The organism is Enterococcus sp. AZ129, from assembly GCF_051714505.1.
GTDB classification, from domain to species: Bacteria; Bacillota; Bacilli; order Lactobacillales; family Enterococcaceae; genus Enterococcus; species Enterococcus faecalis.
In genome coordinates this window covers 668,364-689,841 of the sequence record NZ_JBIORY010000001.1, presented here as the reverse complement: position 1 = coordinate 689,841, position 21,478 = coordinate 668,364, and the positions used below count along the sequence as shown (strand labels likewise).

19 protein-coding genes are annotated in these 21,478 nt (G+C 37.6%); 10 read left to right on the top strand and 9 right to left on the bottom strand.

What is annotated here, in order from left to right; genetic code table 11:
* The first annotated feature begins 29 nt into the window (after positions 1–29).
* Complete coding sequence (locus IGJ90_RS03325) at positions 30–380, top strand: DUF3899 domain-containing protein (RefSeq protein WP_002355784.1); 351 nt, start codon at positions 30–32, stop codon at positions 378–380.
* A gap of 78 nt (positions 381–458) precedes the next feature.
* Here IGJ90_RS03325 and opp1A read toward each other — a convergent pair whose 3' ends face one another.
* Positions 459–2,129 carry an oligopeptide ABC transporter substrate-binding protein Opp1A gene (gene opp1A / locus IGJ90_RS03320; RefSeq protein ID WP_002381303.1) on the bottom strand — a complete coding sequence of 557 codons (1,671 nt, stop codon included), beginning with the start codon at positions 2,127–2,129 and terminating at the stop codon, positions 459–461.
* Between the two features lie 243 nt (positions 2,130–2,372).
* Between opp1A and IGJ90_RS03315 the strand changes: the two genes are divergently transcribed.
* The 6 genes from IGJ90_RS03315 to fni all read left to right on the top strand — a co-directional run bounded on the left by IGJ90_RS03315 (position 2,373) and on the right by fni (position 8,423).
* A complete protein-coding gene (locus IGJ90_RS03315) occupies positions 2,373–3,446 on the top strand; it encodes an FUSC family protein (protein ID WP_002355782.1) in 1,074 nt (357 codons plus the stop codon).
* On the top strand, positions 3,443–4,078 hold the full coding sequence (locus IGJ90_RS03310) for a pentapeptide repeat-containing protein (RefSeq protein ID WP_002425393.1): 636 nt from the start codon (positions 3,443–3,445) through the stop codon (positions 4,076–4,078). The genes IGJ90_RS03315 and IGJ90_RS03310 overlap by 4 nt, the downstream gene beginning before the upstream one ends.
* A gap of 269 nt (positions 4,079–4,347) precedes the next feature.
* Positions 4,348–5,292, top strand: a complete 945-nt coding sequence (gene mvk / locus IGJ90_RS03305; protein ID WP_010828617.1) for a mevalonate kinase — start codon at positions 4,348–4,350, stop codon at positions 5,290–5,292.
* A complete protein-coding gene (gene mvaD, locus IGJ90_RS03300; RefSeq protein WP_156248573.1) occupies positions 5,292–6,287 on the top strand; it encodes a diphosphomevalonate decarboxylase in 996 nt (331 codons plus the stop codon). The genes mvk and mvaD overlap by 1 nt, the downstream gene beginning before the upstream one ends.
* 2 nt (positions 6,288–6,289) lie before the next feature.
* Entirely contained in the window at positions 6,290–7,396 is a 1,107-nt protein-coding gene (locus IGJ90_RS03295; RefSeq protein WP_002355777.1) for a phosphomevalonate kinase, read from the top strand.
* Positions 7,380–8,423, top strand: coding sequence for a type 2 isopentenyl-diphosphate Delta-isomerase (gene fni, locus IGJ90_RS03290; protein WP_002381302.1), 1,044 nt, complete (start codon positions 7,380–7,382; stop codon positions 8,421–8,423). The genes IGJ90_RS03295 and fni overlap by 17 nt, the downstream gene beginning before the upstream one ends.
* A 44-nt stretch (positions 8,424–8,467) precedes the next feature.
* On the opposite strand, the gene adhE is transcribed toward fni, so the two are convergent.
* From adhE to IGJ90_RS03265, 5 genes are all read right to left on the bottom strand, one after another.
* Entirely contained in the window at positions 8,468–11,065 is a 2,598-nt protein-coding gene (gene adhE / locus IGJ90_RS03285) for a bifunctional acetaldehyde-CoA/alcohol dehydrogenase (RefSeq protein WP_033626603.1), read from the bottom strand.
* Between the two features lie 156 nt (positions 11,066–11,221).
* Positions 11,222–11,527 carry a post-transcriptional regulator gene (locus IGJ90_RS03280; protein ID WP_002355774.1) on the bottom strand — a complete coding sequence of 102 codons (306 nt, stop codon included), beginning with the start codon at positions 11,525–11,527 and terminating at the stop codon, positions 11,222–11,224.
* 261 nt (positions 11,528–11,788) lie between these two features.
* Positions 11,789–12,187: a preprotein translocase subunit YajC gene (yajC, locus tag IGJ90_RS03275; RefSeq protein WP_002383336.1), complete on the bottom strand. Its 399-nt coding sequence runs from the start codon at positions 12,185–12,187 to the stop codon at positions 11,789–11,791.
* 60 nt (positions 12,188–12,247) lie between these two features.
* Positions 12,248–13,393 carry a tRNA guanosine(34) transglycosylase Tgt gene (gene tgt, locus IGJ90_RS03270; protein ID WP_002355772.1) on the bottom strand — a complete coding sequence of 382 codons (1,146 nt, stop codon included), beginning with the start codon at positions 13,391–13,393 and terminating at the stop codon, positions 12,248–12,250.
* A 158-nt stretch (positions 13,394–13,551) separates the two neighbouring features.
* Positions 13,552–14,658 (bottom strand): iron-containing alcohol dehydrogenase family protein, encoded by a 1,107-nt coding sequence (locus tag IGJ90_RS03265; protein ID WP_002366286.1) that lies wholly within the window; start codon positions 14,656–14,658, stop codon positions 13,552–13,554.
* Between the two features lie 170 nt (positions 14,659–14,828).
* On the opposite strand from IGJ90_RS03265, the gene IGJ90_RS03260 reads away from it, so the two are divergent.
* Genes IGJ90_RS03260 through IGJ90_RS03250 form a run of 3 tightly spaced genes read left to right on the top strand, consistent with a single transcriptional unit; the run spans position 14,829 to position 18,177 of the window.
* Entirely contained in the window at positions 14,829–16,292 is a 1,464-nt protein-coding gene (locus IGJ90_RS03260; RefSeq protein ID WP_002355770.1) for an ABC transporter substrate-binding protein/permease, read from the top strand.
* Entirely contained in the window at positions 16,285–17,007 is a 723-nt protein-coding gene (locus tag IGJ90_RS03255) for an amino acid ABC transporter ATP-binding protein (RefSeq protein WP_002355769.1), read from the top strand. The genes IGJ90_RS03260 and IGJ90_RS03255 overlap by 8 nt, the downstream gene beginning before the upstream one ends.
* Before the next feature lie 15 nt (positions 17,008–17,022).
* Positions 17,023–18,177: a pyridoxal phosphate-dependent aminotransferase gene (locus IGJ90_RS03250; RefSeq protein ID WP_002366285.1), complete on the top strand. Its 1,155-nt coding sequence runs from the start codon at positions 17,023–17,025 to the stop codon at positions 18,175–18,177.
* A gap of 46 nt (positions 18,178–18,223) precedes the next feature.
* Here IGJ90_RS03250 and IGJ90_RS03245 read toward each other — a convergent pair whose 3' ends face one another.
* The 3 genes from IGJ90_RS03245 to IGJ90_RS03235 are packed head-to-tail and all read right to left on the bottom strand — an operon-like array spanning position 18,224 to position 21,467.
* Positions 18,224–18,535: a hypothetical protein gene (locus tag IGJ90_RS03245; protein WP_002366283.1), complete on the bottom strand. Its 312-nt coding sequence runs from the start codon at positions 18,533–18,535 to the stop codon at positions 18,224–18,226.
* Positions 18,536–18,550: 15 nt separating this feature from the next.
* Complete coding sequence (locus tag IGJ90_RS03240; protein WP_002366282.1) at positions 18,551–19,411, bottom strand: hypothetical protein; 861 nt, start codon at positions 19,409–19,411, stop codon at positions 18,551–18,553.
* A complete protein-coding gene (locus IGJ90_RS03235) occupies positions 19,401–21,467 on the bottom strand; it encodes a cellulose biosynthesis cyclic di-GMP-binding regulatory protein BcsB (RefSeq protein WP_002366281.1) in 2,067 nt (688 codons plus the stop codon). The genes IGJ90_RS03240 and IGJ90_RS03235 overlap by 11 nt, the downstream gene beginning before the upstream one ends.
* Positions 21,468–21,478 lie beyond the last annotated feature (11 nt).

Genomic DNA, 21,478 nt, shown 5'->3' with positions numbered 1-21,478 from the left:
TAGACCACAATAATAGATAGGGTGAACACATGAAAACTTTTAAATGGCCAATTATTACAGCCGTTATTTCCAGTATCGGCATTTTTCTTTACTTATTAATAAGTAAAGAACCTATCACTACCTCCTCATTATCAGATACCTTCTTTATCGTTTCGCTTTTCTTTTTAATTATCGGCATTGCTTTATGGATTATGTCCTCTGGCTTTTTCGATAACTTTCAGCGCTCAATGAAAAACGCGTTTCGTTTTAAAAAGAAAAATGAACCGAAAGAGTTTATCCCGCTTTCAGTCATTGGCGATGCACATCGCTCTTTCTGGCTAAAAACTGGGGGCATCTTACTGATTCTGTCTTTAGGCTTTCTACTATTTTACTTGGTCTAAGACAAGATAGCAAGAGGACCGTTGCCTTTTATTCCATGGCAAAGGTCCTTTTTTGTTTGCTATCGATCTTTTGTCAGGTTATTCTGAAATGTATGCCCATTTGTAGTCATACGTTGCGCCAGCAGGATGAACTGCGACATCTTTGACTTTTTCAGCACGTAAATGCGCTTCTGATTTTTGGAATAATGGTACCACACCCATGTCTCCCATAATCGTTTTCTCTGCATTTAACATATCATCCCAACGTTTTTCAGGATCTGTCGCATCTGCACTACTTGCAGCTTTCACGAACTTGTCAAACTCTGGATTGTTATAACGTCCACGGTTATATGAGTTATCTGAAGCAAATAAGTCTAAGAAACTACTTGGATCAGCATAGTCAGCACTCCAACCACCGATTACTGCATCAAAGTCGCCTTTGTTTGAACGATCTAAACGAACGGAGAATGGAACCGGACTAACCGTTACCTTCACACCATCTAAAGCATCTTGAATTGACCCTTGAACAAATTCAACTGTTTTCTTAGAAGAATCTGCATCTGAAGAAAGAATATCCATTGTTAAGGTTGAAATCCCCAATTCTTTTTTCGCTTTTTCCCAGTATTCTTTAGCTTTTTTCGTATCATATTCAATTTGACTACCTGCTTCTTTAGCAAAGTCTTTGCCGCCACTTGGGTCTTTTGCCATATCTGCTGGTACTAAACCGTTTGGCTCGATAGAACCATCCCCTAAGATTGATTCAACTAACGCTTTACGGTCGATTGAGTAAGAAATTGCTTTACGTAAGTTCGCATTTCTAAATGGTGATTTTTCATCACGTTGATTTAGTTCCATATATTGTGTTGATGCTTCTTTTTGACTAACAAAAGCTGGGTCATTGGCCATTTGTTGGGCTAATTCACCAGAAAGAACGACGTCGTCTGTTTGTCCATCTTGGAACAAGTTCAACGCGGTTGGTGATTCTTTCACGACATTCACATCTACTGAGTCCAGTTTCACTGTGTCTTTATCCCAATATTGATCGTTTTTCTTGAATGACCATTTGGTATCTGTACCAGGACCATCAAAGCCGTCTAAGACGAATGGACCATTGTAGACAGCACTTTCGCTGTTTGATGCATAATTTTTACCATATTTTTCCACAATATCTTGACGTTGCGGGAAGAATGATGGGAAAGCTAATAAGTAATCAAAGTATGGTGTTGCTTTTTCTAAAGTGATTTCTAATTCTGTATCACTGACTGCTTTAATTCCTAATTCTGATTTATCTTTTTCCCCTTTAGCAATGGCATCACCATTTTTTACAGAGGCATACAGATAAGCATATTCAGAAGCTGTCGCTGGATCAACTGTTCGTTGCCATCCGTAAACATAGTCATTAGCAGTCACTGGTTTACCGTCTGACCATTTTGCATCTTTATTTAATTTAATTTTGTATGTTAGTCCATCTTCAGAAACTTCTGCTTTTTCCGCTGCACCTGCAGGTTGGACTTTGTTATCTTTGTCTAAACGATAAATTCCTTCATATACATTATTTAATGCAATAAAACTAATTCTGTCTGTTGCTAGTGATAAATCAGCTGTTGGCATTTCTTGTTGTTCTGTGACACGTAAAACTTGTTCGCCACTTGCCTTACCGCCACCAGACGCGCTTGAGCTATCTGACGTTCCGCCGCCTCCACAAGCCGCTAAAGTTGTTACGCTAAATAATGTAATCACACCGAATGTTAATGACTTTTTCAATTTCATAGTGTTGCCTCCTAAAATAATACAATCTGTATTTTCTGAAAAATCAGAATTTAATAATTATTTATTGCTATGGAATATATCTTACATTTTTCATATTAAAATTGCAAGTCAAAATGTTAACTTTTTTTAATTTTTCTTCTCTTCCTATCAGAAACCACTCTTTTTCTTCCTGTCTTTTATTGCAATTCTTTTGTCAGTTTTCTAAACATTATGGTAAATTAGGAAGTAAAGGAGTGACAAAATATGAAAAATTCTACGTTTTTAAAGGATTTGTTTGCTATTGATAAAGCAAATGACGAATTATTTCGGTTAGTTGGTGTCGCAATTTGTATGGCAATTCCATTATTAATTGGTTATTTTTCCAATAATTTACTCATTGGGACCTTTGGCTCGATGGGCATTTATACGTTTATTTATTATCAGCCGCTTCCTTTGCCCCAATTATTGCGCAGACTGAATATTGTTGGCTTTTTTATTGTTCTGGGCAACAGCTTAGGAATGCTAAGTCACCATGTACCTTGGTTGATTCCCATTACAATTGCCATCGTCGCTTTTCTTGCACGCTTACTTTTTAGATTGTATGGCATTGAGAAGCCTGGTGCTTTGTTAGTTATCATGTCAACCGCAATGGGAACAAGCAACAATTTTCCTTTACATAAGATTCCCATCATGGCCAGTTTTGTTCTTTTAGGAGTAGTGACCGGCATTATCATGGGCATTGTGCTTCATTTCATCGACAAGCGCCCCTACGTTTTTCAAAAACGGATGTCTCTTCAAGAACGACTTTATATCGATCCCGCTTCTTTATTAGATGCTTTGCATTATGCGGCCATTTTATTTTTAGCGGCTTATTTAAGTCAATCGCTTCATTTAGTCAATGCCTATTGGATGACGTTTACTTGCGCAGCCATTTTACAAGGGGAAAATTTACATTCTGTGATGCAGCGAAATGTGCAACGGATTCTAGGTACGAGTCTTGGTTTGTTGCTTTCTGCAATTTTATTAATGATTCCCTTTACACCTTTACAAACAATCGGTATCATTAGTATTCTATATGCAGCTTTTGAAGGATTCATTAACAGAAACTATGCGATTGCCAGCTTTTTTATTACCCCGATGTCCTTATTATTATCAAATCTTGCACGACAGCAAGTCATTAGTAATCTTTTAAACTATCGATTAGTCGGGATTGTGTTAGGTAGTTTACTTGGTTTTGCCGGCGCTTATGTTTTCACAACTGCGCTACGTTTCTATAATCGGGCCTACTCAATTGATGAAACCTTTGAAAATCAACAAGAAGAAAGAGGCGTTTTATGAAAATAACTTATCCCTTGCCACCAAATCTGCCAGAACAACTTCCTCTATTAACGAACTGTCAATTAGAAGATGAGGCAATCTTAGAAAATCATTTGTATCAGCAGATTGATTTATCGAATCAAGAAGTTCGTAACTTAGTCTTTCGGGATGCTGTTTTCGATCATCTTTCATTAGCAAATGGCCAGTTTGCTTCTTTTGATTGTAGTAATGTGCGTTTTGAAGCTTGCGATTTTTCTAACGTCGAATGGCTGTCTGGCAGTTTTCATCGAGTGACTTTCCTTCGTTGCAATTTGACAGGAACGAATTTTGCAGATAGCTATTTAAAAGATTGTCTATTTGAGGATTGCAAAGCCGATTATACTTCTTTTCGTTTTGCAAATTTTAATCTTGTTCACTTTAATCAGACACGTTTAGTCGAAAGTGAATTTTTCGAGGTCACCTGGAAGAAACTCCTTCTAGAAGCTTGCGATTTAACCGAAAGTAATTGGCTAAATACTTCTTTAAAAGGATTGGATTTTTCCCAAAACACCTTTGAACGCTTGACTTTCTCACCAAACTATTTATCAGGTCTTAAAGTCACCCCTGAACAAGCCATTTATTTGGCAAGTGCCCTTGGTTTGGTGATTACCTAAGAAAATTTTAAAAAAATAGCCGAATAACTGGTTCTGTCGGTTCTTTCTTATTAAATTGTTATTAATTTTTTGGAAAAACCAACGGAACCATTTTACTTGTGCCTTATTTTTAGGTAAACTATCTTAGGTTAAGCAATCTCTTTTTTTGGAACAAGAGAAACTTTTGGAATCATTTCCTATAAATCATGAAGAGATTATGACAAACGTTCTTCTAATCCAAGAACGTCTTTTGTCCTATACTCGATTCTACTCAAAAGGAATGTCAGTGAATGAATATAAAAAAACAAGGCCTCGGTCAAGCGACGGGAAAAATCATTTTAATGGGGGAACACGCCGTTGTTTACGGCGAACCAGCAATCGCCTTTCCTTTTCAAGCGACAGAAATCACAGCCGTCTTTACCCCAGCAAAAACTATGCAGATTGATTGTGCATATTTTACAGGATTGCTTGAAGACGTGCCCCAAGAGCTAGCAAATATCAAGGAAGTTGTTCAGCAAACCTTACATTTTTTAAAGGAAGATACAGTTAAAGGCACTTTGACCTTAACAAGTACGATTCCCGCTGAACGAGGAATGGGCTCAAGCGCAGCAACCGCTGTGGCCATCGTTCGAAGCCTTTTTGATTATTTTGATTACGCTTATACATATCAAGAATTGTTTGAGCTTGTTTCCTTAAGTGAGAAAATTGCTCATGGCAATCCTAGTGGTATCGATGCCGCAGCAACAAGCGGCGCTGATCCATTATTTTTTACTAGAGGATTTCCGCCCACACATTTCTCGATGAATTTATCTAATGCCTACTTAGTAGTAGCTGATACGGGAATTAAAGGTCAAACACGTGAAGCAGTGAAAGACATTGCGCAGCTAGCTCAAAATAATCCCACAGCAATCGCTGAAACAATGAAACAATTAGGTTCTTTTACTAAAGAAGCGAAGCAGGCAATTTTACAAGATGATAAACAAAAATTAGGTCAGCTAATGACGTTAGCGCAAGAGCAACTCCAGCAATTAACCGTCAGCAACGATATGCTGGATCGACTAGTGGCTCTCTCTCTAGAACATGGCGCTCTAGGAGCAAAATTAACCGGCGGCGGTCGCGGTGGCTGTATGATTGCCTTAACAGATAATAAAAAGACCGCACAAACCATTGCACAGACTTTAGAAGAAAATGGAGCTGTTGCTACATGGATTCAATCATTAGAGGTGAAAAAGTAATGCTTTCAGGAAAAGCACGAGCGCATACAAATATTGCTCTGATTAAATATTGGGGAAAAGCCAATGAAGAATACATTTTACCAATGAATAGTAGTTTATCATTAACATTAGATGCCTTTTACACAGAAACAACTGTGACATTTGATGCCCATTATTCAGAAGATGTATTTATTTTAGATGGTATCTTGCAAAACGAAAAACAAACAAAAAAAGTCAAAGAATTTTTGAACCTTGTTCGTCAACAAGCCGATTGTACTTGGTTTGCAAAAGTGGAAAGTCAAAATTTTGTGCCTACTGCAGCCGGTTTGGCTTCTTCAGCGAGTGGTCTAGCTGCTTTAGCTGGGGCCTGTAACGTAGCCTTAGGATTAAATCTTTCAGCAAAAGACTTATCACGTTTAGCGCGACGTGGTTCAGGTTCTGCTTGTCGCAGCATTTTTGGTGGTTTTGCTCAATGGAACAAAGGCCACTCTGATGAAACGTCGTTTGCTGAAAATATTCCAGCCAATAATTGGGAAAACGAATTGGCCATGCTCTTTATCTTAATTAACGATGGCGAAAAAGATGTTTCCAGCCGTGATGGAATGAAACGAACAGTAGAAACTTCTAGCTTTTATCAAGGTTGGTTGGACAATGTGGAAAAAGATTTATCCCAAGTTCATGAAGCAATTAAAACAAAAGACTTCCCTCGTTTAGGAGAAATCGTTGAAGCCAATGGGTTAAGGATGCATGGAACAACCTTAGGCGCTGTCCCTCCATTTACTTACTGGTCCCCAGGCAGTTTACAAGCGATGGCTTTAGTTCGCCAAGCACGGGCCAAAGGAATTCCTTGCTACTTTACAATGGATGCAGGTCCGAATGTCAAGGTCTTAGTCGAAAAGAAAAACTTAGAAGCATTAAAAACATTTTTAAGTGAACATTTTTCAAAAGAGCAGTTAGTCCCAGCTTTTGCTGGTCCCGGAATTGAATTGTTTGAAACGAAAGGAATGGATAAATAAGCATGATTGAAGTTACTACGCCAGGAAAGTTATTTATTGCAGGAGAATATGCCGTTGTTGAACCTGGCCACCCTGCCATTATCGTTGCTGTGGATCAATTCGTAACTGTAACTGTCGAAGAAACAACAGATGAAGGCAGTATTCAATCTGCACAATACAGCTCTTTACCTATTCGTTGGACACGCCGAAATGGTGAGCTTGTATTAGATATTCGCGAAAATCCTTTTCATTATGTTTTAGCGGCGATTCATCTAACTGAAAAATATGCGCAAGAGCAAAACAAAGAATTGTCATTTTATCATTTAAAAGTGACGAGTGAATTAGATAGTTCAAATGGAAGAAAATATGGTCTTGGTTCAAGCGGTGCGGTAACCGTTGGAACTGTCAAAGCCTTGAATATTTTTTATGATTTAGGTTTGGAAAATGAGGAAATTTTCAAATTATCAGCATTAGCTCACTTAGCCGTTCAAGGAAATGGTTCTTGCGGAGATATCGCCGCCAGCTGTTACGGGGGCTGGATTGCCTTTTCAACCTTCGATCATGATTGGGTCAATCAAAAAGTAGCCACTGAAACATTAACTGATTTGTTAGCAATGGACTGGCCTGAATTAATGATTTTTCCGTTAAAAGTACCGAAACAACTACGTTTACTAATTGGTTGGACAGGTAGTCCTGCGTCCACTTCAGACTTAGTTGATCGAGTCCATCAATCAAAAGAAGAAAAACAAGCGGCTTATGAGCAGTTCTTAATGAAAAGTCGGCTTTGTGTCGAAACAATGATTAATGGCTTTAACACAGGAAAAATTTCTGTTATTCAAAAACAAATTACTAAAAATCGCCAATTGCTCGCCGAATTATCTTCACTGACTGGTGTGGTAATCGAAACAGAAGCCTTGAAAAATCTTTGTGATTTGGCTGAATCTTATACAGGAGCTGCGAAATCTTCTGGCGCTGGCGGGGGCGATTGTGGGATTGTAATTTTCCGCCAAAAATCTGGGATTTTACCATTAATGACTGCTTGGGAAAAAGACGGAATTACCCCACTGCCACTTCACGTCTATACCTATGGTCAAAAGGAGTGTAAGGAGAAGCATGAATCGAAAAGATGAACATCTATCATTAGCTAAAGCGTTCCACAAAGAAAAAAGTAATGACTTTGATCGTGTGCGTTTTGTTCACCAATCGTTTGCTGAATCCGCTGTTAACGAAGTGGATATTTCCACTTCGTTTCTTTCTTTTCAGCTTCCCCAACCTTTTTATGTCAATGCAATGACAGGTGGTAGTCAGCGTGCAAAAGAAATTAATCAGCAATTAGGCATTATTGCCAAAGAAACTGGCCTTTTAGTTGCGACAGGATCTGTCTCGGCAGCGTTAAAAGATGCTAGTTTAGCGGATACGTATCAAATTATGCGAAAAGAAAACCCAGATGGACTCATTTTTGCCAATATTGGTGCAGGTTTGGGTGTGGAAGAAGCAAAGCGAGCGCTTGATTTATTTCAAGCGAATGCCTTACAAATCCATGTAAATGTGCCCCAAGAATTGGTCATGCCTGAAGGAGATCGTGATTTTACTAATTGGCTAACCAAGATTGAAGCTATCGTACAGGCCGTAGAAGTGCCTGTTATTGTCAAAGAGGTTGGCTTTGGCATGAGCCAAGAAACCTTAGAAAAACTCACCTCTATCGGCGTTCAAGCAGCGGATGTGAGCGGCCAAGGCGGAACGAGTTTTACACAAATTGAAAATGCCCGGCGGAAGAAACGAGAACTTTCTTTCTTAGATGATTGGGGGCAATCAACGGTCATCTCTCTTCTGGAATCACAAAATTGGCAAAAGAAACTAACTATTCTTGGCTCTGGCGGTGTGCGTAACTCTCTTGATATTGTCAAAGGACTCGCTTTAGGTGCCAAAAGCATGGGAGTTGCTGGGACTATCTTAGCTTCCCTTATGAGTAAAAATGGTTTAGAAAATACCTTAGCCCTTGTACAGCAATGGCAAGAAGAAGTGAAAATGCTTTATACTCTTTTAGGAAAAAAGACGACAGAAGAATTGACGAGTACCGCACTTATCCTCGATCCAGTTTTAGTTAATTGGTGTCATAACCGTGGTATCGACAGCACTGTTTTCGCAAAACGTTAAAGAGACCAGAACATTAATGTTCTGGTCTCTTTATTTGAGTTCTTTTATCCTACATAAGCATCTAAGATAATTTGTTTTAGTTCACTAATTAATGGTTCTTTCGGATTTGCAGTTGTACATTGGTCTTCATATGCAAGTTCTGCCATACGATTAACTGTTGTGTCTAATGTTTCTTGTGAGACACCTTGGGCTTTCAAGTTCATGTCAATTCCGACTGATTTACCTAAGTCTGCTACTGCTGTTGCTAAAGCTTCTACTAATTCTGCGGTAGTATTTCCTTTTAAGCCTAAGAATTTTGCAATGTCTGCATAATCAGTATCGGCGCGGAAGTAATCATATTTAGGGAACATTGCGTGTTTTGATGGATCTTTCGCATTGTAACGAATAATATGTGGTAATAAAATCGCATTTGTACGACCATGTGGAATGCCATATTCCCCACCAATTTTATGAGCAATAGAGTGACAAATACCTAAGAATGCATTGGCAAATGCCATCCCTGCCATGGTTGATGCATTATGCATTTTTTCGCGAGATTCCATATCTGGACGTTTCACTGAATTTTCTAAATGATCGAAAACTAACTTGATTGCTTGTAAACTTAAACCACGTGTGTAATCTGAAGCCATCACGGAAACATAAGATTCAATAGCATGTGTTAAAACATCCATACCTGTATCTGCAGTGACTGAAGCTGGCACAGACATTACGAACTGTGGATCAACAATCGCTACATCTGGTGTTAACGCATAGTCTGCTAACGGATATTTCACGTGTGTTTCACTATCAGTAATAACGGCAAATGGTGTAACTTCTGAACCAGTTCCTGAAGTAGTTGGGATACAAACAAATTGTGTTTTTTCTGGTTTGGCAATTTTATATGTCCGTTTGCGGATATCTAAGAATTTTTGTTTTGCACCAAAGAACTCTGTATCTGGGTGTTCATAGAACATCCACATGCCTTTCGCCGCATCCATTGCAGAACCGCCACCCAAGGCAATCACTGTATCTGGTTGGAAATCAACCATCATTTTGGTACCTGCATAAACAGTATTTGTTGATGGGTTTGGTTCAACATCAGAAAATACTTCGATTTTCACATCATTTTTACGTTTTTGTAGCTCTTTACGTACGATATCTGCATAGCCAAATTGAACCATACCTGGGTCACAAACTAACATGACACGTTCAACATTTTCCATTTTTTGTAGATATTGTAAAGAATTTTTTTCAAAGAAAATTTTTGGAGGTAATTTAAACCATTGCATATTATTTCTCCGTTTCGCTACCGTTTTAATATTAATTAAGTTAATGGCTGATACGTTTTTAGAAACAGAGTTTTTCCCGTATGAACCACAACCAAGTGTTAAAGATGGAATCATTTCGTTATAAATGTTACCGATACCGCCTTCTGCTGATGGAGTATTCACTAAAATACGACAAGCTTTCATACGTAAACCAAAAGCAACTTGTAACTCTTCATCTTCTGTATGAATTACTGCTGTATGTCCTAAACCACCTAAGTTTAACATCGCTTCACATAGTTCAAAAGCATGCTCTGCATTGTTTGATTTCATCATTGCTAAAACTGGCGATAATTTTTCTCTTGATAATGGATATTCTGGACCTGCACCTTCTAATTCAGCGACTAAAATTTTTGTGCCTTTTGGTACGCTAATTCCTGCTAATTCAGCAATTTTTTCTGCAGAGTTACCGACAATCGCTGGATTTACTGCGTATTTGCCTTCATTCATCACTGCATCTTCTAGTTTTTGTAATTCATTCGGTTTCACGAAGTAAACATTGTGTGCTTCAAACTCAGCTTTGACAGAAGCATAAATTTCTTTATCCACAATGACCGCTTGCTCAGAAGCACAAATCATTCCATTATCAAATGATTTTGAAACAATTAAATCATTAACCGCACGTTTTACTTTAGCCGTTTTTTCAATATAAGCTGGTACGTTCCCAGGACCAACGCCTAGTGCTGGTTTACCTGTTGAGTACGCAGATTTTACCATGCCTGCGCCACCAGTTGCTAAAACAATGGCAATCCCTGGATGATTCATCAAAGCAGATGTTGCATCAATCGATGGTTGTTCAATCCATTGAATACAATTTTCTGGTGCACCTGCTGCAATCGCCGCATCCCGTACAATACGTGCCGCTTCTGCCGAACATTTTTGTGCGCTAGGATGGAAAGCAAAAACAATTGGATTTCTTGTTTTTAAGGCAATTAGTGATTTAAAAATAGTTGTTGACGTTGGGTTTGTTGTTGGTGTGACCCCACATACCACGCCAACTGGCTCAGCAATTTCCATTAAACCGGTTTGTTCGTCTTTGTTAATTACACCCACTGTTTTATCATGTTTAATATTATTCCAAATGTATTCAGATGCATACATATTTTTGATTGCTTTATCTTCATAGATTCCACGGCCAGTTTCTTCGACAGCCATTTTTGCTAAAGGCATATGTTGGTCTAACGCCGCCATCGCCATTTGATGGACAATGTGATCTACTTGTTCTTGTGTAAAATCTTCCATTGCTTTTAAAGCGACATTCGCTTTTGTTGCTAATTCATCAATCATTGATGAAACATCAACTGTTTCTGTCTTTTCTTTTTTTACTGTTTTAACCATGTTCATCCTCCTAAGAGTTTCATTTTAAAAAAACTTTGTTAACTATTTCACATTCACATCATACAACATAAAACGAATCTTGTAAATAGTTTTTGTGATTTTTTTCACAACTATTTATAATTTTTTTTATCTCAAAAAAAAGACCTATTCTTTTTTCTAGAATAAGTCTTCAATATCATGCCAGTCCCTTAAAGGATTTTTTGATGTCTGTGCCAATAATTGTTGATAGTCAAAAAATTCATTCGGCTTAACCTTCTGAATGTCTTTGCGACAGTCTTTGACAGATAAATGGGTTTGTTTTTTCCAACGATAGGTGAGTAAATAAGTCAATAAATCTTCTTCGTTGATGGAAGAATAACCTAGTTCACGAAAATTTTGGCACTTCTTTTTAATACTTTTATTGAGCATTTTTTGTTGTAACCAACTTAATTTTTCCTTTGTCATGGGCTCTTCTCCTTCCAACCAAGCGAAAGATTGCTCACTTTTTAACTATCTTCCAACACTATAAAAAGGAACCTTTTTTGTAAACTTAATAGTTAAAAAGGACTTAGGACGTAAGTCCAAATGACCTACCTTCCTAGTCCTACATTTTAAGATAAACGACACGAGCGGAATAGGAATTATCTCTTCTTATTGGCTTTCTCGTGTGACTACTGGTCACAGTTTCGCCTTTGAAAAGCCTGTTCCGCTCTCTTTAACCATTAAATGAATCAGTTGATTCGTTTAGTCTTTCTTTTCTTTTGAAGGATCTGATGTTTCAGGAACTTCAGTTACTTCTTCTGTGACTGTCTCTTCAACTTCTGTGACTGGTACACTAGTTACTGCTGAATCATTTGTAACAGCAGTTCCAGGTGTTACAGTTCGAATTGCTGCACGGTCAAATTCTAAGACAATACCTTCGCAATCGATTAAAACTGTTTTTTCGTTGATTTCACTTAAAACACCATGTAAACCACCAATTGTGACAACACTATCGCCAGTTTTCATTGCGTTTAGTTGTTTTTGACGTTCTTGTTGTTGTTTCTTTTGAGAACGTGTCATGAAAAACATCATTCCTCCTAAAAGGACTAATGTAAAAATCATTGTAAATCCGCCACCCATTTGTTTCACCTCACTCTGCATTATTCACACTACTAACTGTATCAAAAAAATGCTTGAAGAACTAGTTTTTTCCTCTAATTTTTAGAAACTTTTTGCATTCGCTTTATTAAAGCCATATTCTTCAAAAAACGCTTGTCGGAATTCTAATAAATTGTCGTCCATAATTGCTTGACGGACATTTTTCATTAAGTCTAACAAGAAGTATAAATTATGATACGATGTTAAACGGATTCCGAATGTTTCATCACATTTAATCAAATGACGAATATAGGCCCGCGTATAATTACGACAAACATAACAATCACATTTTTCATCAAGCGGACGAAAATCTCTTGCATATTGGGCATTTTTAACAACCAAGCGACCTTGTGAAGTCATACAAGTACCATTGCGCGCAATACGTGTTGGTAACACACAATCAAACATGTCAATCCCACGAATCACTCCATCAATTAATGAATCAGGGGCACCTACACCCATTAAGTAACGTGGTTTATTTTCAGGAATTAACGGTGTCGTAAAGTCTAAGACTCGGTTCATTTCTTCCTTAGACTCACCAACAGATAGGCCACCAATCGAATAGCCAGGAAAATCCATACTCACTAAATCTTTAGCACTTTGACGACGTAAATCTTCAAATCCCGCACCTTGAACAATACCGAACAATCCCTGTCTATCAGGATTCGCATGGGCTTTTAAGCCACGCTCAGCCCAACGAGAAGTCCGTTCAATCGAGCGTTTGACATACTCATAGCTTTCATCAAATGGTGGACATTCATCAAAGCTCATCATAATATCTGATCCTAATTTATTTTGAATATTGATCGCTTTTTCTGGAGAAAGGAACATTTTTGAACCATTTAAATGATTTCTAAAATGCACACCTTCTTCTTCGATTTTCCGCATATCACTTAATGAGAAGACTTGGAAGCCACCTGAATCAGTTAAAATAGGTTGATCCCAGTTCATAAATTTGTGTAAACCGCCTGCTTCTTCGACTAAATCTTCACCTGGGCGTAACCATAAATGGTAAGTATTACTTAAAATAACACCGGCACCCATTTCTTTTAATTCTTCTGGTGACATTGTTTTAACTGTCGCAAGTGTACCTACCGGCATAAACATTGGTGTTGGAAATGTGCCGTGAGGAGTAATTAATTCACCTAAACGCGCACCTGTGTGTTTATCTTTTTTTATTAAACGATAACGAATGGCTGGTTCCGTCATTCATTTCCCTACTTTCTACTATAATTTGTCCTCCCATCATCATACTTTTTTTTTATTGAATTTGCAAGGATTTCTCAAGGTTTCTTTTTTCAAAAAAGGATCCTTAAAAAACAGCAACTAGTTCAAATAATTCAAATGAACTAGTTGCTGTTTGGCACTTATTTTGTCGCTGTATATTTTTCTAAATCTTGCATCGCTGTTTTCACAATTTCAGGGGTAATTTTTTGTTTCATATAATGAATCGTTTCGCCTTCTATACAAGCACGTTCTGCTACTTCTTGATACTCGGCTTCAGTTAAGTCCATCTCCATTTCTTTTAAAGAAATAGGCAAACCTAGTTGGTGATAGAAAGGAATCAATTCATCGATTTCTTGCCATTTCTCTTCAATGGCTAATTGAACAAACACACCATACGCCACTTTGTTTCCATGCAATTGTCGATGGCTAGCTGGCAGCAAAGTTAGTGCATCATGAATGGAATGGGCACCCGCTGTCCGACCATAATCATCGCCAAAGCCACCCACCATTCCACCAATAATTAAATTCGTTTCGATGACATCAATAAACGATTGATTTAATTGTTGCTCTTCCATCGCTTTTAAAGCATTGATACTTTCATTTAACAAAATATCGCGACATTTTTCCGCGGCAAAATGAGAAACTTGAATAGGTAACACTTGGACATCTAACTGCGAAATAATCGCATCTGCTTCGTACCATTTAGCTAATGTATCCCCAATACCTGCCACCATTAAGGACCGAGGCGAATGCAATAACACTCTTGGTTCTACCAACACCAAAGCGTTTGCTTGCGGAAAAACGTCATACCGTTCCATTGCTCCATCTTCTCGATACATTACGCTCAATGGCGTGCACGGTGCACAAGTAGCTGCTAAAGTGGGTAAAATAATTACCGGTAACGCCATTTTGTGTGCTATGGCTTTGCCCAAATCGGCCACTTTTCCTCCACCGACAGCGACGATGGCCTCTAAATGATTGTCCAGCACTTGCGCTTCTAACTCTTGCACACGTTGATCTGTACAAACACCTCCATAGTTTTCAAAAACAGCTGTTACTTTTTGAAACGTCGGAAAATACGGTTTTGCCGCTTGCCATGACTCAGTCCCGTGTAAAATGAATACACGATGAATATTTCTGCATAATAGTTGTCCTTCTAATAATTCCCACGAACCAATTTCGCAAAGATACTCTTGTGGTGTCCCTCTCACAATTAATGATTGTTCCATCTTGAAAATCCCCTTCATTTTTGACTTTTGAAAATTTTTTTGAAAAAGTTGTATTTTTTCAACTCTACTACTTTTCCTTTTACATATTCTATGATATGATAAACCACATCATAACACAATAAATTTTTATACATTTATTCGCTTTTTTTGAATATTTATAAAAATAATACAAAAAGGAGTTTACGCAAATGACCAAATGTAAAAAATGGCTACAGACGATTTTACCAATTTTATTCTTGTTGCTCTCATTATTACCTATTAAAGAAACTTTTGCAGCCGAAAACGATCCAGTCTATGACAAAATCATCCAAAAGGGAGAACTAGTTGTCGGCCTATCCGCAGACTATGCCCCTTATGAATTTCATGCAAAAGTAGATGGTGAAGATAAAATTGTCGGTTTTGATATTTCTATTGCTCAAAAAATTGCCGACGATTTAGGCGTTAAATTAAAAATCGAAGAACTAGGCTTCGATGCTCTGTTAGGGGCCTTAAAAACTGGCAAGATTGACATGGTCATCTCTGGCATGTCGCCAACGCCTGAACGATTAAAAGAAGTAGCTTTTTCTCAACCATATATGAACGTTCAACAAAGAGTCATTGTTCGGAAAGAAGACAAAGATAAATTTCATTCCACTAAAGATTTCGAAGGCGTTCGTGCAGGTGCCCAAAAGCAAACGACACAAGAAGAATTAATTAAAACCGAATTAACCGGTGCTGTCCCTACTTCTCTTCAAAAAATTCCAGATTTAATTATGAATCTAAAAAATAATAAATTAGATGCAGTCGTTATGGAAGAACCGGTTGGCGAAGCCTATGTTTCTCAAAATGAGGATTTAGCTTTTGCTGATGTTACCTTTGAAAAAGGCTCAAAAGATACTGCCGTTGCTTTTCCTAAAGATGCGCCCGTTTTGACGGAAAAAGTAAATGCCTCTATTAAACAAATTAATGATCAAAAATTAATGGACGGTTATAAAAAAGAAGCCAATCAATTAATGTTCCAAAAAGATCAAAGCTTTTTACAAAAGTATGGAAAGTTCTACCTTAACGGTGCAGGCTATACCATTTTCCTAGCTTTCATTGGTGTTTTGTTTGGTGCCATTTTAGGGGCATTACTTGCCTTAATGAAGTTAGCCAATTCCAAAATTTTACGTGGCATTGCCATTGCTTATATTGAATATGTTCGTGGCACTCCTTTGCTTGTTCAAATTTTTATTGTCTATTTTGGGACAGGCGTTCTTGGTTTAGACTTATCAAAAGTAGCAGCTGGTTGTATTGCTCTTTCTTTAAACAGTGGTGCATATGTAGCAGAAATTATTCGTGCTGGTATTCAGGCAGTTAATAAAGGACAATTGGAAGCTGCTCGTTCTTTGGGAATGAATCAAAACCAAGCAATGCGATACATCATTTTCCCACAAGCTATTAAAAATATTTTACCAGCGTTAGGCAATGAATTTGTTACAGTAATTAAAGAATCTTCCGTTGTTTCAGTCATTGGTGTTTCAGAACTAATTTTCCAAGCTGGCAACGTTCAAGGAGCAAGTTTTAAACCCTTCCTACCTTACTTAATTGTATCGTTGATTTATTTCGTCCTAACCTTTACTATCTCACGTCTATTAGGTGTTGCTGAAAGGAGAATGAGTACTAGTGATTAACATTAAAAACTTACAGAAAACATTCGGAAAAAATGAAGTACTTAAAGGAATTGACTTAGAAATTGAAGCTGGTGAAGTTGTCGTAATTATTGGCCCTTCTGGTAGTGGTAAAAGTACTTTTTTACGTTGCTTGAACTTATTAGAAACACCAACTGGTGGCAGCGTTGAATTTGAAGGAAAAAATTTATTAGATAAAAATACCAACATTGATCAACTTCGTCAAAAAATGGGCATGGTATTCCAAAATTTCAATCTTTTCCCGCATAAAAATGTCTTGGAAAACTTAACGATTAGTCCTGTTAAAGTAAAAAAAGAAGCCGCTGCCGAAGCCACAGAACATGCTCTTTCTTTACTGGAACAAGTTGGTTTATCAGATAAAAAAGAAAATTATCCCGCTCAACTTTCTGGTGGGCAACAACAACGGGTAGCGATTGCTCGTGCTTTAGCCATGCGCCCTGACGTGATGCTGTTCGATGAACCAACTTCTGCCTTAGACCCTGAAATGGTGGGCGAAGTGCTATCCGTTATGAAAAATTTAGCTATTGAAGGGATGACAATGGTGGTGGTTACCCACGAAATGGGCTTCGCAAAAGAAGTTGCGGACCGTGTCATTTTTATGGATGCAGGAATTATTCAAGAAGAAGGCACACCTGAAGAAATTTTTGATGCGCCACAAAACCCAAGAACACAAGATTTTCTAAGAAAAGTTTTATAAAAAGGAGCACCTGGTATGGATCGCAAGAATATCGCAACACGTTACCAACAACCTACTGAAAATTTACTCATGGATATTGCAACATTGGCGAAAAAGACCCCAAATTTAATCGATTTATCGATTGGTGACCCTGACTTAATTACCGATGAGCGGATTATCGAACAAGCAGCTAACGATGCCAAAAATGGGCATACAAAATATACCGCTTCTGATGGTAGCGAGGCATTCATTGAGGCGGTCATTCAGTTTTATCAGTCACATTATCAATTATCTTTTCAACCGAATCAAGTCCGGGCCACAGTTGGCGCTCTGCACGGAATGTACCTTGCCTTACAAGTGATTCTAAATCCTGGAGATGAAGTGATTATTCATGAACCTTATTTCTCTCCTTATAAAGACCAAGTCCTTTTAGCAGATGGCGTTCCGGTCTTTTTGCCAACCTATGAAGAAGATGGTTTCCAAATTGATGTAGCTCTTTTGAAAGAAAAAATCACGCCTAAAACCAAAGCGATTATTCTAAATTCACCGAATAACCCGACAGGCGCTGTTTTCTCTGAAGAAACTTTCAGAGAAATCGCACAGGTAGCGATTGAACACAATTTATACATTCTTTCAGATGAAGTTTATGAAGCCTTTTGTTTCCAAGAAACGTTTACTCCCATGGCTACGTTTGCTCCAGAAAATACTATCACTTTTGGTAGCTTTTCAAAAGCCTTTGCAATGACTGGTTGGCGTATTGGTTATATGATTGCCCCAGACTATATTAACGAAGTAGCCAAATTAATTAATGAAGGCGTTACGTATTCTGCGCCTACGTTGTCACAGCAAGCAGGAATCTATGCGTTACAACATTTTGACGAATTTGTAAACCCAATCGTTGAAGTGTTCCAAACACGTTTAGAGTATGTGGCCCAACGAGTAGCAAAGATTCCTTTCCTTTCGCTTCATCCAGTCAAAGGAAGTATTTACGCCTTCATTAACATTCAAAAAACCGGACTAACTTCCGTTCCTTTTGTGGAAAAGCTTTTAAAAGAGACACAAGTATTAGTGATTCCTGGAAAAGCATTTGGTGAAACAACGGGCGATGAGTACATTCGTTTAGCCGCAACACAAAATTTAGATTTATTAAAGGAAGCGTTCGATCGAATTGAAAGAATGACCTTTGAATAAAAAAGCTTCTGCATTAGCTAATAATCATAGCTAATGCAGAAGCTTTTTAGATTTCTTCTATCAATTCAATCGCTTGCCCACCAACATGCGGTGGAATCGACATAGTCATCGGTGGCAAGCCCACGACTGTGAAACGGACTTTGGTCCCTTTTTTCAAGTGAGACAGTGGGATACTTTCCTCTAACTGTTCAACAAGTATGTTTAAAATTACCCCATGAGAAAATAAGGGCACAATGGATTCTGGATCACTTTCTGCTTGGATATTTTCTAAATGTAATCGCATTGACAATGGCTGCGTCTCATTTAACACACCAGCCTCTGCTAATTTCCCTGTAAAAACAGCAATTTTTTCAGTCATTTGTTTGCCTCCTTTTTAAACATCATATTGAAGAGAATTAATTCCATCCCCTAAAAATTCTGAAGCGTTGTTAAATTCGGCAGGATCATATTTGGTATAGGAAACTTGTAATGTCAAAGTAATATTCCTTAAGGTTTCAGAATGGGCAAATTTCTCTTGAGCTTGTTGTTTGAATTCTTTTCTAGTAGTGTATCCGTCATCCCCATCGCGGAAAATTAATAACGCCCAAGTTGGCGGTGTGCCGTCGATAAAGTATGGTAAGAAGCGATCATCCGTTGTCTCTTTAATCGCCGCTGTCACGATTTGTAGCAATTCATTTTTTTGTTCAGGACTTAATAAGTTACGAATACTTTCCCAATAGGCCACTCGGATCACGACTAAATATAACGGCGCTTCATAACGTGTAGAAATGTCAGAAAATAAATCGAATCCTTCCTCGTACATTTTTGCTGTTCTTAAATTAGTTACTGCATCTAACGCATTTAACCGTGAAGTTTCTTTACGTAAGCGAATATTTTCTTCTTCAATCGTACGAATTTGATAAGTCACTGCATAGATTGTTAAACAGTAGAGCGGCGGCATGATTAGCCAAAATAATGAGCCATAGCTAAACAAATCATGATAGACATACTGATATACAACATAAGTCAATTGTAGAAAAATAAATATAAGCGAAAATGTTAACCCCGCTGTAATTCCTACAAAATAGGTAACAATAATTAAGATAACTGAAATTAATAGACAACTTAAGTCCACAAAGAAATCATTCGTTCCTAAGGCCATAAAGATGGTTGTGCCGACAACCAAAACAATTCCTGCCAACAAAGTTAAATCCAAAAGTAAGGTCACTCGTTTTTGATTCACTCTATTCCCCACCTTTCAAATTCTTCTTCACGATGAAGAACGCACTTAATCCAATAATGGTCATACCAATTAAGAAGACAAATAGATAAATCATTAATTTATGATTATTGACAATTCGTTTACCTAATGATTCGTTGCTAACGTTGCTTACACGTTTTTTGAAACGATAATCATAGCGACGATAGTTCGGATCAACCACAATGGCATCTCCTTTGTACATAGAAGTATTCTTCTCTGTATTTACTTGTGTAGAGGCTAAAAAGACACCTTGTGATTTAGCTCCTGTTAAGATTAACGCCGCAGCTTTCGCATTATATGGAGAAAACATTAACTGCGCCGTACCGATTTGTTTGCCATAATCTTTTTCAATGCTCAGTTTCTCGTTTGAAACAAAACGTGTGAAGTCCTTATCATAATGGAAATACAACTGATCGTTTAACTTACGAATCATCGGATTATCCTTAGGCGTACCAAAAATAATCAAGTTATGATTTTCTAATGCCGCATTTTTAGGCGCTTTTTTATAATACGTAATCTCACCGACATTACTTTCAGCATAATTACCAATTAAGTTAAATAAATTAGTCAACACTTTAAAATAGTTGTCGTCCATTTTTTCTGGTAATAAAATCGCTAAATCAGCAAAAGAACGGCTTCTGATAAAAATGTTCGGATAGTTATTAAATAATATGTCATTCAGTTCTTCTGTTTGAATAAACGCATTCGAATTATTTTCAATAAAGGCCCATGGAGTCTGCCCATTTCGTAAAACTTCTGGTGATTTAACATTCAAATCAAAAGCAACTTTTAAAACAAAACTATCGGCAATTTCTAAGTTCTTTGGAAATTCGAGATTTAATTCATCACCATTCGCACGAGCAGCGCTTAATTTCTTGCTGCCAATTGGTTTATCATTGGCATAGACCGTCACTAAAGAAGAATCAAAATCTAAGTTTTCAGCGTATTTAAAATGTAAATGCACGCGACTGCCATTGGCATTGTTTCGATCCACTGGTAAATTGACAAAGTACGTTTGTTCTTGGTGATAGGCTCCTTCTAGCTTGTCCCCCGTTGAGGTTAATGGATAATTTCCATCAAATTCTAAAGTTGAACTAAACGTATCGGTATTCTCATCAACTGTTGTCTCTTCTTTATCTGTTTGGGTCATTAATTCATAATTGGCTAAATAACGTCCCGCACGAACAAGTAAGTCCTCATCTTTAGAAGTAGCTACTAAAACATGCTTATCTGGTTGATTGAAAAATTTTAAGACAGCCTGGTCCTCCACACGTTTGCTATCAATTTGACTTTTATACTGATCTGGTAATTTATCATAGCTGGCAATAATCAACTGATAGGGTGCTGACTGTTCTTTGTTCAAAGAAGCCATTGGCAACAATTCTTCTGAGGTAGTAATCAAACGAGCAGCACCAGCTAACGCATGGGTCGCTGCAGCTAATTCTTTTTCCGATGCATTTTCTGGTGTCAAAATAACACTGTGTTTATTTGCAATCGTGTCTGCTCCCACAAAATGATTATAAAAAGAATGAATTGTATTCTCTGGTAATTGTAAATCGTATTGGAAGTTTACGTTAGATCCTTCATACATCGTTAACCAATTTGCCGGAGTTTCAATTAAATTATACATATCGTTTCCTGCCTGATTAATAATTTGGCCCTCAACAGTCAATGTATTTGTCTCTTTAATCAGTTCCAAAGGGATTTCAATCGTCTTTTGTTGAATACCAGTTGTATTTTCAGGACGCCAAGAATAAAACTTCACACCATTCACTGCCACAGTTAAATCTGAAGTCTGATTATTTTTTAATTGTGTGATTTGGTAGGTCATATTGAATGATGCTTTTTTAACGTTCCAATAATCAATTTTTGTAAAATACATGGTGTTACGGACAGAAGTACCTGTTAAAGAGATTGTTTTATTTTGAAAAGGTTGTGTAAAGGTATGGTTGTCTTGTTCTTTGTTTTCGGCGTATACGTTCGGACTTGCGACACCAATCAGAATTGCCAGAAAGAACAACCCTATTAAAGTGACTGTTTTTTGTTTCATTGCACGTTTCC